9 protein-coding genes are annotated in these 12,396 nt (G+C 69.3%); all 9 read left to right on the top strand.

Translation table 11 applies throughout. From position 1 onward, the window contains the following. Position 1 precedes the first annotated feature (1 nt). Positions 2-595, top strand: coding sequence for a Trp biosynthesis-associated membrane protein (locus ACWGSM_RS00045; RefSeq protein ID WP_452320970.1), 594 nt, complete (start codon positions 2-4; stop codon positions 593-595). 34 nt (positions 596-629) lie between these two features. Further along, positions 630-860: an HGxxPAAW family protein gene (locus ACWGSM_RS00040; RefSeq protein WP_452320969.1), complete on the top strand. Its 231-nt coding sequence runs from the start codon at positions 630-632 to the stop codon at positions 858-860. Then, the gene (trpC, locus tag ACWGSM_RS00035; protein ID WP_452320968.1) at positions 860-1,702 is read left to right on the top strand and encodes an indole-3-glycerol phosphate synthase TrpC; all 843 of its coding nucleotides are present in this window, start codon (positions 860-862) and stop codon (positions 1,700-1,702) included. Before ACWGSM_RS00040 ends, trpC begins: the two co-directional genes overlap by 1 nt. Then, positions 1,699-2,925, top strand: coding sequence for a tryptophan synthase subunit beta (gene trpB / locus ACWGSM_RS00030; RefSeq protein WP_452320967.1), 1,227 nt, complete (start codon positions 1,699-1,701; stop codon positions 2,923-2,925). Before trpC ends, trpB begins: the two co-directional genes overlap by 4 nt. Next, entirely contained in the window at positions 2,922-3,710 is a 789-nt protein-coding gene (gene trpA / locus ACWGSM_RS00025) for a tryptophan synthase subunit alpha (protein ID WP_452320966.1), read from the top strand. Before trpB ends, trpA begins: the two co-directional genes overlap by 4 nt. Positions 3,711-3,720: 10 nt before the next feature. After that, positions 3,721-4,692, top strand: coding sequence for a prolipoprotein diacylglyceryl transferase (lgt, locus tag ACWGSM_RS00020; RefSeq protein WP_452320965.1), 972 nt, complete (start codon positions 3,721-3,723; stop codon positions 4,690-4,692). A gap of 131 nt (positions 4,693-4,823) precedes the next feature. Continuing rightward, the gene (gene gltB / locus ACWGSM_RS00015) at positions 4,824-9,389 is read left to right on the top strand and encodes a glutamate synthase large subunit (RefSeq protein WP_452320964.1); all 4,566 of its coding nucleotides are present in this window, start codon (positions 4,824-4,826) and stop codon (positions 9,387-9,389) included. Further along, positions 9,382-10,848 carry a glutamate synthase subunit beta gene (locus ACWGSM_RS00010; protein ID WP_452320963.1) on the top strand — a complete coding sequence of 489 codons (1,467 nt, stop codon included), beginning with the start codon at positions 9,382-9,384 and terminating at the stop codon, positions 10,846-10,848. Before gltB ends, ACWGSM_RS00010 begins: the two co-directional genes overlap by 8 nt. A gap of 56 nt (positions 10,849-10,904) precedes the next feature. Beyond that, complete coding sequence (gene pyk / locus ACWGSM_RS00005) at positions 10,905-12,353, top strand: pyruvate kinase (protein ID WP_452321259.1); 1,449 nt, start codon at positions 10,905-10,907, stop codon at positions 12,351-12,353. Positions 12,354-12,396: the final 43 nt, after the last annotated feature.

The following is a 12,396-nucleotide window of genomic DNA, read 5'->3' as shown; positions in this document are numbered from 1 at the left end:
CGTGCTGCGCCGCGCCCGGATGCTCGGGGTCCTCACCTTCCTGCTCACCGGAGGGATCGGGATCATCTCCTCGACCCAGGTGTGGGCGACGGTGCAGCGCGCCGACGCGGGGGAGACCCTCACCGTCACCGGGGCCGTGATCTACCCGCTGCTCGCCCCGTTGTCATTGGCCGTGCTCGCGATGGGCGCCGCCCTCTCGATCGCCGGTCCCGTGCTGCGCCACGTCCTCGCCGTGCTCGGCGTCGCCGCCGCGGTGGCTCTGATCCTCGGCACCGTGCCGCTGATCGGAACGGCGCCGCTCGCGGCCGTGGCACCGGCGGTCACCGAGGTCACCGGCCTGGGGGGCGCGGAGTCGGTGCGCGAGGTGGTGGCGGGTGTCACGTCGACGCCGTGGCCCGTGATCGCCCTGCTGTGCTGGGTCGTGCTCGGCCTGGCATCCGTCTTCGTGCTCGTCACCGCACGCCGCTGGCCGGCCGGCGGGCGTCGCTACCGTTCCACCGCCGGGAGCGCCCACCACGGCCCGGGCCCGCTCGACTCAGTCGATTCCTGGGACGAGCTGTCGCACGGCACCGATCCGACGGACTCGGCCCGATAGACTGTCAGCATCGCCTAGCCACCCGGAGGAGAACATGACCAACCCGATCGCCGATCCCGGCCACGGACATTCGCCTGCTGCCTGGACCGCCGTCGTGATCATGCTCGTCGGCTTCACCGCGGGCACGGTCTTCTTCTGCCTCGAGCAGCCCGTCGGCGTCTGGGTCAGCGCCGCCATCGTGGTGCTCGGAGCGATCGTCGGCTGGGTGATGGCGAAGGCCGGCTGGGGTGTGAAGGGCCCGAAGTACGCGCCGAAGGCGCACTGATGGTCCTCGCCGACCTGACGGCCGGCGCCGTGGAGGATGCCGAGCGTCGCGCGCTGTCGCGTCCACTCGCCGTCGTCGAGCGCGAAGCCGCCGCGCGTCCCGCCGCCCTCGATGCCCTCTCGGCACTCGCGCCGGCGGACCGCGTGAAGATCATCGCCGAGGTCAAGCGCGCCAGCCCGTCGCGCGGCGCGCTGGCCGAGATCCCCGATCCTGCGCTGCAGGCCTCGCTGTACGAGCAGGGCGGCGCATCGGCCATCAGCGTGCTCACCGAAGAACGCCGTTTCGGCGGCAGCCTCGCGGACCTCGAAGCGGTCACCGCCCGGGTCTCGGTGCCTGTGCTGCGCAAGGACTTCATCGCCACCCCGTACCAGGTGTTCGAGGCGCGAGCAGCCGGCGCCGACCTCGTGCTGCTCATCGTCGCCGGTCTGTCACGGACCGTCCTCACCGAGCTGCACAGCCTCATCACGGAACTCGGGATGACCCCGCTCGTCGAGACGCATTCCGCCGAGGAGCTGGAGATCGCCGTCGATCTGGGCGCCGACCTGATCGGCGTCAACGCCCGCAATCTGCACACCCTCGAGCTCGACCGCGACCTGTTCGCCCGGCTCTCCGACCGGATCCCCGATTCGGCGATCCGCATCGCCGAATCGGCCGTGCTGCACCCCGATGACGTCACCCGATACCGGCAGGCCGGTGCCGACGTGGTGCTCATCGGTGAGGCGCTCGTCACGGGCGACCCGGTGGCCACCCTCAACGCATTCCTCGCCGCCGGAGACACATCGGTGCGAGGCAGAACGGAGACCAAGTGCGACGTACTGAGCGAGCGGAGCGAGACGAAGTGAGTCTGCGCGATCAGCACGGGCCGTTCTTCGGCGACTTCGGCGGCAGGTACATGCCCGAGTCGCTCGTGGCAGCGATCGACGAGCTCACCGCCGCCTACGAGGACGCGATCGCCGACCCGGCCTTCCGCTCCGAGCTCGCGACGCTTCTGCACTCGTACGCCGGGCGCCCCTCACCGATCACGGAGGTGCCCCGGTTCGCCGAGCACGCCGGCGGCGCACGCGTGTTCCTCAAGCGGGAGGATCTCAACCACACCGGTTCGCACAAGATCAACAACGTCCTCGGGCAGGCCCTGCTGACGAAGCGTCTCGGCAAGACCCGGGTGATCGCCGAGACCGGCGCCGGTCAGCACGGTGTCGCGACCGCGACGGCCGCCGCGCTGTTCGGCCTGGACTGCACGATCTACATGGGTGAGGTCGACACCGAACGTCAGGCGCTGAACGTCGCGCGCATGCGTCTGCTCGGCGCCGAGGTGGTGGCGGTGACCACCGGTTCCCGCACCCTGAAGGATGCCATCAACGACGCGTACCGCGACTGGGTCGCCAGCGTCGAGACGACCAACTACATCTTCGGCACGGCGGCGGGACCGCACCCGTTCCCCGCCATGGTGCGTGACTTCCAGAAGATCATCGGCGAAGAGGCGCGCGAGCAGCTGCTCGCCGAGGCCGGTCGGCTGCCAGACGCGGTGGTCGCCTGCGTCGGCGGCGGCTCGAACGCCATCGGCATGTTCGACGCGTTCCTCGATGATCAGGAAGTGAAGCTCTACGGCGTCGAAGCGGCCGGAGACGGCGTCGACACGCCGCGCCACGCCGCGTCGATCGGGCGCGGGCGCCCGGGTGTGCTGCACGGCGCGAAGACGTACGTCCTCCAGGACGAAGACGGACAGACCACCGAGTCCCACTCGATCTCCGCCGGTCTCGACTACCCGGGCGTGGGGCCCGAGCACTCGTGGCTCAGCGCCATCGGCCGCGCCGAGTACATCCCCGCGACCGACGACGAGGCCATGCAGGCTCTGCGGCTGCTCAGCAGGACCGAGGGCATCATCCCGGCGATCGAGTCGGCGCACGCCCTCGCCGGTGCCCTGCGCATCGGTCGTGAGCTCGGCTCCGACGGCCTCATCGCCATCTGCCTCTCCGGCCGCGGCGACAAGGACATGGACACCGCCGCCCGGTACTTCGAGCTGTACGACGCCACGACGACCGACGCTGAGGAGAACGCCGAGTGAGCCGGGTCGAGGATGCCATCCGCAAGGCGCACGAGGCTGGCCGAGGCGCATTCATCGGCTACCTGCCGGTGGGCTACCCGGATCTCGAGACGAGCATCCAGGCCGCCCTCACCCTGGCCCGCAACGGCGTGGACATCATCGAACTCGGCCCGCCCTACTCCGACCCGGTGATGGACGGAGCAGTGATCCAGGAGGCGACGCAGCACGCGCTCGCGAACGGCTTCCGGATGCGCGACCTCTTCACCGCGGTGAAGGCGATCGCCGACGAGACCGACGTGCCGGTCGTCGTCATGACGTACTGGAATCCCGTGATGCAGTACGGAGTCGACCGCTACGCCGACGATCTGCTCGCCGCCGGCGGCGCAGGTCTGATCACCCCCGACATCACTCCGGAGTCGGCGGAGGATTGGATCGAGGCCAGCAAGCGCACGGGCCTCGACCGGATCTTCCTCGCAGCCCCGACCTCGAGTGACGAGCGTCTCGACCTGGTGATCTCGTCGTCGACCGGCTTCGTGTACACCGTCTCGACGATGGGCATCACGGGGGAGCGCGCGGCGCTGGACCTGGCCGCCCGCACGCTCGTCGAGCGCATGCGCGCCCGCGGTGACGTGCGCGCCTGCGTAGGCATCGGAATCTCGAACGCCGAGCAGGTCGCGGGTGTCGTCGAGTACGCCGACGGCGCCATCGTCGGCACCGCGCTCGTCAAGGCGCTCCGCGACGGTGGGCTCGACGCCCTCGCCGAAACCACCAGAACCCTCGCCGGCGGCATGCCGACGCGATACTAGGATCTCTCTCATGCCCTTCGCGCCCTTCAGCAGCCTGTCCGTCGTGCCCGCGAGCATCCCGAGCCCGCCGGAGAGCAGCTTCCAGATCGGCCCCCTGACGATCCACTACTACGCGCTGTGCATCATCGCCGGCATCATCGCCGCCGTGCTGCTGACGAATCACCGTCTCACCCGGCGCGGCGCCGAGAAGTGGGTCGTGATCGACATCGCCATCATCGCCGTGCCCCTCGGCATCATCGGCGCGCGCATCTTCCACGTGCTCACCCACCCGAACTTCTACTTCGGCCCCGGCAGGAACCCGTGGAACCCGTTCGAGTACGGCTCGGTGTGGGCGATCTGGGAGGGCGGCATCGCCATCTTCGGCGCGCTGCTCGGCGGCGCGGTCGGCGCCTGGCTCGGCTGCAAGTGGACCGGCATCCGGTTCTGGACCTTCGCCGACGCTCTCGCACCCGGCATCCTGCTCGCGCAGGCGATGGGCCGCTTCGGCAACTGGTTCAACCACGAGCTCTTCGGCCTGCCCACCGACGTGCCGTGGGGACTCGAGATCGAGTCCACCAACCCGTCATTCCCCGCCGGCCTCGCCGAGGGCACGCTGTTCCACCCCACGTTCCTCTACGAGGTGGTCTGGAACGGGCTCGGCGTGCTCGTGCTGCTCTGGGCCGGTCACCGCTTCCGCCTGCAGTGGGGCAAGCTGTTCGCGCTCTACCTGATCTGGTACAGCGCCGGCCGCATCGTGTGGGAGTCGATCCGGATCGACCCGAGCGAGGTCCTGCTCGGGCTGCGCAGCAACGTCTGGGCTGCGATCATCGGGGTCATCGTCGGCATCGTCATCTTCATCGTGCAGACCCGTCGCCACACCGGAGTCGAGCCCTCACCCTACGTGCGCGGTCGGGAACCCGAGATCACGGATGTAGAATCGCAGGACAATTCCTCCGACTTCGTCGACGTGAGCGAGCCTCCCGTCCAGACCGAAGCCAACTAGGAGCCATCGCCACAAGCACCGCTCCCGTCACGTGGGGGTCCGCCCGGGCCCTCCTTCCGCGCGAGAGATCGCACTGAACGCACGGGCCGATGATGTCCCCGGGTTCACTTGAAATCTGAGGACGGTGACTGGTGTACTTCCAGCCTCCCTACGGCGCCTCCGGCGCCTATCCCCCGAAGCAGGGCCTGTACAACCCCGCCCACGAGAAGGATGCCTGCGGCCTGGCCATGGTCGCGACGCTCCGCGGGGAACCCGGCCATGACATCATCGCGCTGGCGCTCGAGGCGCTGCGCAATCTGGAACACCGCGGTGCGATCGGCTCTGATGCCGGCACCGGCGACGGCGCCGGCATCCTCACTCAGATGCCCGACGCCTTCCTCCGAGAGGTCGTCTCCTTCGATCTCCCCCCTGCAGGCGAGTACGCCGCAGGCCTCGCGTTCCTCCCTCGGGAGTCGAGCGCCCGCCGTGAGCAGAAGGCCGGCATCGAGCGCATCGCCGCCGCCGAGGGCCTGGATGTGCTCGGGTGGCGAGTCGTCCCCACCGCGAATGAGCACCTCGGCCAGCTCGCCGACGAGGCCCGCCCGGCCTTCGAGCAGCTCTTCATCAGCATCCCCGGCGCCCGCGGCGGCTCGCCGCTGACCCTCGACCGGTTCGCCTACCGGCTGCGCAAGCGCGCCGAGCACGAGCTCGGCGCCTACTTCGTCTCGCTGTCGTGCCGCACGCTCGGCTACAAGGGCATGCTGACCACCCTGCAGCTCGAGCCGTTCTACCCCGATCTGCAGGACGAGCGCTTCGCCTCCGAGCTCGCGGTCGTGCACTCCCGCTATTCGACGAACACCTTCCCGTCATGGCCGCTAGCGCAGCCGCTGCGCATGCTGGCGCACAACGGTGAGATCAACACCGTCGGGGGCAACCGCAACTGGATGCGCGCGCGCCAGTCGCAGCTGCACTCCGATCTGCTGGGCGACATCCGTCCTCTCCTGCCGATCTGCAGTGAAAGCGCAAGCGACTCCGCATCCTTCGACGAGGTGCTCGAGCTGCTGACCCTCACCGGGCGCAGCCTGCCGCACGCGATCATGATGATGGTGCCGGAGGCGTGGGAGAAGCAGTCCGACATCGCGCCGGATCTGCGCGCCTTCTACGAGTTCCACGACATCCAGATGGAGCCCTGGGACGGACCGGCCGCACTCATCTTCACCGACGGCACCCACGTGGGAGCGACCCTCGACCGCAACGGTCTGCGCCCCGGACGATGGACGGAGACGGTCGACGGACTGGTCGTCATCGGCAGCGAGACCGGTGTGCTCGAGTTCGAGCCCGAGCGCATCAAGCGGCGCGGCAGGCTGCGGCCCGGTCACCTGTTCCTCGTCGACACCGCACAGCACCGGATCGTCGAGGATGCCGAGATCAAGCATGAGCTCGCGACCATGCATCCGTGGCGGGAGTGGCTGGATGCCGGGGCGGTGCGCCTCGCGGATCTGCCGGAGCGCGAGCACATCGTGCATCCCGCGGCATCCATCACCCGCCGCCAGCGCACCTTCGGCTACACCGAGGAGGAGGTGAAGGTGCTGCTCGCCCCGATGGGGCAGACCGGCGCCGAGCCTCTCGGTGCGATGGGCAGTGACACGCCGATCGCGGTGCTCAGCGAGCGTCCGCGGCTGCTGTTCGACTACTTCGTGCAGCAGTTCGCGCAGGTCACCAACCCGCCGCTCGACGCGATCCGCGAAGAGGTCGTCACCAGTCTGCGACTCGGTCTCGGGCCGCAACTCAACCTGCTGGAGTGGGGTCCCGAGCACGCCCGCACCGTCAGCCTCGACTTCCCGGTGATCGACAACGACGAGCTCGCCAGGATCAAGCACGCAGGCCGCGCCCTTCCCGGTCGCTCGAGTGCGACGATCTCGGGGCTGTACCACTTCGACGCCGGCCCGCAGTCGCTGCCCGAGCGGCTCGCGGCCATGTGCGCCGAGGCGGATGCTGCGATCGAGCGCGGCGCAGAGTTCCTCATCCTCTCCGACCGCGACTCCGACAAGGATCGGGTGCCGATCCCGTCGCTGCTGATGCTCTCGGCTGTGCACCACCACCTCATCCGCAGGGAGACGCGCATGCGCGTCGGCCTGATCGTCGAGGCCGGCGACGTGCGCGAGGTGCACCACGTCGCCACGCTGATCGGGTACGGCGCCGCTGCGGTGAACCCGTATCTCGCGATGGAGACGGTGGAGCATCTGGCGCGCACCGGATTCATCACCGGGATCGCCCCCGACGAGGCCGTGCACAACCTGATCCACGCGCTCGGCAGAGGCGTGCTGAAGATCATGTCGAAGATGGGCATCTCGACGGTGTCGTCGTACGCCGGCGCGCAGGTTTTCGAGGCCATCGGCCTCAGCCAGGAGTTCGTCGACCGCTACTTCACCGGCACCGAGACCAAGCTGGGCGGCATCGGCATCGACGCGGTCTTCGCCGAGAACCAGAAGCGTCACGACCACGCCTACCCGCAGGACGCCGCGCCGCGTGCGCACGAGCGCCTGTGGACCGGCGGCGAGTACCAGTGGCGGCGTGACGGTTCACCGCACCTGTTCAACCCGGAGACGGTGTTCCGACTGCAGCACGCCACCCGCACTCGCCGGTACGACATCTTCCGCGAGTACACCCGCCTGGTCGACGACCAGGCACGCGAGCTGAAGACCCTGCGCGGACTGTTCGAGCTGCGCACCGGCGAGCGGCCCCCGGTGCCCCTCGACGAGGTGGAGCCGGTCAGCGCGATCGTGAAGCGGTTCTCGACCGGCGCGATGAGCTACGGGTCGATCTCACAGGAGGCGCACGAGACGCTCGCCATCGCGATGAACAGCCTCGGAGCGAAGTCGAACACGGGGGAGGGCGGTGAGGACCCCGAGCGCCTCACGGACCCCGAGCGGCGCAGCGCCATCAAGCAGGTCGCGTCGGGTCGGTTCGGCGTGACGAGCCAGTACCTCACCGAGGCCGCCGACCTGCAGATCAAGCTGGCCCAGGGCGCCAAACCCGGCGAGGGCGGGCAGCTGCCGCCGCAGAAGGTGTACCCGTGGGTGGCTCGAACCCGTCACGCGACCCCGGGTGTGGGGCTGATCTCCCCGCCGCCGCATCACGACATCTACTCGATCGAAGACCTCAAGCAGCTGATCTTCGACCTGAAACGCGCCAACCCGAAGGCGCGCATCCACACCAAGCTCGTCAGCCAGTCGGGCATCGGGGCGGTCGCCGCGGGCGTCGCCAAGGCGCTCAGCGACGTCGTGCTCGTGTCGGGCCACGATGGCGGCACCGGCGCGAGCCCGCTGAACTCGCTGAAGCACGCCGGAACGCCCTGGGAGCTGGGTCTGGCCGAGGTGCAGCAGACGCTCATGCTCAACGGCATGCGTGACCGCGTGGTGGTGCAGGTCGACGGGCAGCTGAAGACCGGCCGCGACGTGATCATCGGCGCGCTGCTGGGAGCGGAGGAGTTCGGCTTCGCGACGGCACCCCTGGTCGTCAGCGGCTGCATCCTGATGCGGGTGTGCCACCTCGACACCTGCCCGGTCGGCGTGGCGACCCAGAATCCGGTGCTGCGTCAACGCTTCACCGGCAGACCGGAGTTCGTGGTGAACTTCATGGAGTTCATCGCCGAGGAGGTGCGTGAGCTGCTCGCCGCCCTCGGGTTCCGCTCGATCGACGAGATCATCGGCCGGCACGATCTGCTGCGCACCGATCCGGCCGTGCGGCACTGGAAGGCCGACGGACTCGATCTCACCCCGATCCTCGAGGGGCCGGCGTTCCCCGCCGGAGAGCCCAGGCGCAGCGCGAGAGCGCAGGACCACGAGCTCGAGAAGCACTTCGACGCGGCGCTGCTCGCGCACGCGACCGACGCCCTCGACAACGCCCTGCCGGTCGTCATCGAACTGCCCATCCGCAACACCGAGCGCGCCGTCGGCACGATGCTCGGTCACCATGTCACGGCGCGTCACGGCGCGGCGGGTCTTCCGCGCGGGACGATCGACATCACCCTGCACGGCACGGCCGGCCAGTCGCTCGGAGCGTTCCTGCCGCCGGGCATCGTGCTTCGCCTCGAGGGCGACGCGAACGACTACGTCGGCAAAGGCCTGTCGGGCGGCGACATCACGATCCGTCCGAATCGGCATGCCCGATTCGAGCCGCACCGCAACGTCATCGCGGGGAACGTGATCGGCTACGGCGCGACCAGCGGCAGCCTGTACATCTCGGGTGTGGTTGGGGAGCGGTTCCTCGTGCGCAACTCCGGAGCGACTGCCGTCGTCGAGGGGGTCGGAGACCACGCGCTGGAGTACATGACGGGCGGCGTCGCGGTCATCCTCGGCGACACCGGCCGCAATCTGGGCGCGGGGATGTCCGGCGGGGTCGCGTACGTGCGTGGCCTGAGCGAGGCACGGGTGAACAGCCAGGCGCTGCAGAGCGGAGAGCTGCTGCTCACCGCTCTCGAACGGGACGACGCCGAGGTGCTGCGCGAACTGCTCGTCGAGCACGTCGAGCGGACTGCGTCGCCGCTGGCATCCGCGCTGCTGGACGACTTCGAGAGCGTCATCAACGAATTCACGAAGGTGCTGCCGCGCGACTACGCGGCGGTTCGCACCATGCGCCAGGAGGCGGCGGCCGCGGGGATAGACCCCGACGGCGACGTCATCTGGGACCGGATCCTGGAGGTGACCGGTGGCTGACCCCAAGGGCTTTCTGAAGACGACCGAACGCGAGCTGCCGGCGCGCCGGCCGGTGCCCGTTCGGATCATGGACTGGAAAGAGGTGTACGAGCCGGGTGACCGGACCGTGCTGAAGCGTCAGGCGGGCCGCTGCATGGACTGCGGGGTGCCGTTCTGCCATTCCGGATGCCCGTTGGGCAACCTCATCCCCGAGTGGAACGACCTGACCTGGCGCGGTGCCGACCGTGCCGCGATCGAACGGCTGCACGCCACCAACAACTTCCCGGAGTTCACCGGCAGGCTGTGCCCGGCGCCGTGCGAGAGCGCGTGCGTGCTCGGGATCAACCAGCCGGCGGTCACGATCAAGCAGATCGAGGTCTCGATCATCGACGAGGCGTTCGAGAACGGCTGGGTCGAGCCGCAGCCGCCGCAGCGTCTCACCGGCCGCACGGTCGCCGTCGTCGGGTCGGGACCCGCCGGTCTCGCCGCGGCCCAGCAGCTGACCAGAGCGGGGCATACGGTGGTGGTGTTCGAACGCGACGACCGCATCGGCGGGCTGCTGCGCTACGGCATCCCCGACTTCAAGATGGAGAAGCGCCACCTCGACATCCGCCTGCGGCAGATGGAGGAGGAGGGCACCCGCTTCCGCCCCGGCGTGGAGATCGGCCGCGACCTGTCGTGGGACGAGCTGCGCGGACGCTACGACGCCGTGCTGATCGCCACCGGTGCGACGGTGCCGCGCGACCTGCCCATCCCAGGGCGAGACCTCGACGGCGTGCACTTCGCCATGGACTACCTCGTGCCCTCGAACCGTGTCGGGGCGGGCGACGAGATCGCCGAGCAGATCACCGCGGCCGGCAAGCACGTCATCGTGATCGGCGGCGGTGACACGGGTGCCGACTGCATCGGCACCGCGCACCGGCACGGTGCCCGCAGCGTCACCAACCTCGCGATCGGAAAGCAGCCCGGCACGGTGAGGTCCGACGAGCAGCCGTGGCCGACCGTGCCCACGCTGTTCGAGGTGCAGTCCGCGCACGAGGAGGGCGGCGAGCGCGCGTACCTCGCCTCCACCGTGGAGTTCCTCGGCGACGCGGACGGTCGCGTGAGCGCGGTGCGGGTCGCGGAGACCGAGTACGTCGACGGCCGTCGCGTGCCCCGCAGCGGCACCGAGCGCGAGATCCCCGCCGAGCTCGTGCTCATCGCCATGGGGTTCACCGGCCCCGAGACCGCGTCGTACGGCGGCGACACCGTGCCCGTGCTCACCGAGCGCGGCGGCCTGCAGCGAGACAGCGAGTACGCGACCGCGATCCCCGGCCTGTTCGTGGCCGGTGACGCGGGCCGCGGGCAGTCCCTCATCGTCTGGGCCATCGCCGAAGGGCGCTCGGCCGCCGCGGCCATCGACAGGCACCTGATGGGGGCCACCGTGCTGCCCGCACCGGTCGCAGTCACAGATGTCGCGTTGAGCGTTCAGCCCGCGTAGGCTGAGCGCGGCAACGTCGCCATGTTGATTTATGCCCTCTTACCCTGGAGATGATGTTGAGACGCGCGAAGATCGTCGCCACACTCGGCCCTGCAACCTCGACCTATGAGAAGGTCCGTGCCCTTATCGACGCCGGTGTGGACGTCGCCCGCCTGAACCTCAGTCACGGTGACTACTCGGTGCACGAGGCCAACTACTCGAACGTGCGCCGGGCGGCCGAGGACTCGGGGCGCGCGGTCGCCATCCTGGTCGATCTGCAGGGGCCGAAGATCCGACTGGGCCGCTTCGAGGACGGTCCGTACGAGCTCGAGGTCGGTGACATCTTCAAGATCACCACCGAGGACATCATCGGCAACCGCGAGATCTGCGGCACGACGTTCAAGGGTCTGCCGCAGGACGTCAAGCCCGGCGACTTCCTTCTCATCGACGACGGCAAGGTGCGTGTCGAGGTCGTCGAGACCGACGGCACTGTCGTCACGACCAAGGTCATCGTGGCCGGCGCCGTGTCGAACAACAAGGGCATCAACCTGCCCGGTGTCGCCGTCAACGTGCCTGCGCTCAGCGAGAAGGACGAGGACGATCTGCGGTGGGGTCTGCGCATCGGCGCCGACGTCATCGCCCTGTCGTTCGTGCGCAACGCCACGGACGTCGAGCGCGTTCACGAGATCATGGCGGAGGAGGGTGTGCGCATCCCGGTCATCGCCAAGATCGAGAAGCCGCAGGCCGTCGAAGCCCTCGAGGAGATCGTCGACGCGTTCGACGGCATCATGGTGGCCCGCGGCGACCTGGGAGTCGAGCTGCCTCTCGAGGCCGTCCCGATCGTGCAGAAGCGCGCCGTCGAGCTCGCCCGCCGCAACGCGAAGCCGGTCATCGTGGCAACGCAGATGCTCGAGTCGATGATCTCGAGCCCCGTGCCGACGCGCGCCGAGACCTCCGACGTCGCCAACGCCGTTCTCGACGGTGCGGATGCGGTCATGCTCTCGGGCGAGACGAGCGTCGGCGACTACCCGATCGTCGTGGTCGAGACCATGGCGCGGATCATCGAGTCGACCGAGGAGCACGGCCTCGAGCGCATCTCGCCGCTGAACACGAAGCCGCGCACGCAGGGTGGCGCGATCACTCTGGCGGCGCTCGAGGTGGCGGAGTTCGTCGGAGCGAAGTACCTCTGCGTCTTCACGCAGTCGGGTGACTCCGCTCGCCGCCTGTCGCGTCTGCGCGCGCGCATCCCGATGATCGCGTTCACCCCCGAGCCCGGCATCCGCCGTCGCATGGCCATGACCTGGGGAATCCGATCGACCCTCGTCGAGATGGTGCAGCACACCGACTCGATGTACCGGCAGGCTGACGAGTACCTTCTGGGCAGCGGTCTGGCCCAGGAGGGCGATGTGATCGTCGTCATCTCCGGATCCCCTCCCGGGATCATCGGCTCGACCAACGACATCCGCGTCCACAAGGTCGGGGATGCCGTCGGCGGAGCCGCTCCCGTCTACAAGACCGGAGTCTGAGAAGCATCCGAGCGCCGAGGGGCGGGCCCACGAGGGTCCGCCC

The organism is Microbacterium sp. NPDC055521, from assembly GCF_053619695.1.
This window is presented reverse-complemented; position numbering and strand designations above follow the sequence as displayed.